At 53.8% G+C, this 1,277-nt stretch carries 1 protein-coding gene; it reads right to left on the bottom strand.

What is annotated here, in order from left to right:
• Window positions 1-26: 26 nt before the first annotated feature.
• On the bottom strand, window positions 27-1,178 hold the full coding sequence (locus QWI20_RS27405) for an IS4 family transposase (RefSeq protein ID WP_369308094.1): 1,152 nt from the start codon (window positions 1,176-1,178) through the stop codon (window positions 27-29).
• Between the last annotated feature and the right edge of the window lie 99 nt (window positions 1,179-1,277).

Raw genomic sequence — 1,277 nt, 5'->3', positions numbered from 1 at the left:
CGTCACTAGTGTCCGGGGAAAGTTGTTCATAGCTGAAGGCTGCCTTGGGCAGCCTTCAGCTTTTCAATGCTTTTCCTCTCCAGCGCCTGATTCCTGCGCGTCAGAGGCCGATCAAACCAGACACAACTCAGGCGACACGTCAGATCGAACATCGACTCCCAGCGGCCTGACCGGGTATGAAAAAAGTGCAGTAACAAGTAAGTAATGACGGCGCTGTAAATCTGCAAACGCACGGCATTTTCTGAAAAGCTAAAGAACCGTTTGAGCTTCAGATGCTGCTTTATCCACTTGAAAAACAGCTCGATCTGCCAACGCTGTTTGTAAAGGTCAGCGAGGTCTTCAGGTGGACTGCTCATGTCGTTGGTAATCAGGATGAGCGGGTGTTTCCAGCCATCGACCTTGACCGTGATACGCCTAACGGGTGCGCCCTGAAAAGCATTTTGCCGCCGGCCAAACTGCACGATTTCATCAGCGCTCACCGAGGTCCCGGATAAGGGATGAGAGTGCACGTGGCTGAGCTGGACATTGGCGTTGTTCTTGAGCCGCGTCACGAAATAGGCACCGGCAATGTGCAGTTCATGCCACCAGCCATAGTCGCAATAACCTTTGTCGAATACGTACGTCATGTTGGGCTGAATCTTCATCCTCAGCGCGTCCGTCATGTCGTTGACGTTAACCGGTGTGATGTTGATATACGTCGGGGCCAACTGGACAGAATCAAATCCGGTGTGGACCTTGAGACCTTGTGTAATGCGGGTTTTGTTGGCCAGTGTCCATTCGTCAAACCCTGGTCCGCGCAAGGTAATGGAGGTCGAATCAATCAGACTAACCATGCGTCCAAGCTGCCGCCGTTGCTGGCCTGCGACGCATTTGAGCATGTGTTCTGCGGCTTTGCGAAACGGCGAAACGCTTCGTTTGTTGAGCGCGTCGGACAGTGTTGAGCGGGGCACTGATCGAGCATTCAAGTGGTATTGGTGCTCGTCGATGACCTGCGACATGGCGGTCAGGCTGCGCAAGCTGCTCGCTTGTTGCAGGTGCCCCAGCAGCAAGGTCACCAGTAGATCTCGTGAAGTGCAGCGCTTGGCGTAGCGATCAGCCTGGCTTTCTTTAACTTCATTCTGGAAAACGCCCGCAGGAAATGCAGTCAGCAACCGGCCGAGATTAGTGCTGGAAAACATCGCGAAAACCGAGTCGGAAAAGACTGATTATGCCCTATCGATGCTGTCAGAGAGGGGGAGCAAGCTCCCCCTCCGGACTTTCCCCGGACACTAGTGACG

The organism is Pseudomonas sp. W2-17 (assembly GCF_041060445.1).
In the GTDB taxonomy this organism is placed as follows: domain Bacteria; phylum Pseudomonadota; class Gammaproteobacteria; order Pseudomonadales; family Pseudomonadaceae; genus Aquipseudomonas.
Note: the sequence above shows the minus strand (reverse complement) of the source record. Positions and strands in the feature narration are given on the sequence as shown.

Excerpts from the sequence above, each read along its gene's own strand:
- QWI20_RS27405 (WP_369308094.1), bottom strand. The coding sequence starts at position 1,178 with ATGTTTTCCAGCACTAATCTCGGCCGGTTGCTGACTGCATTTCCTGCG.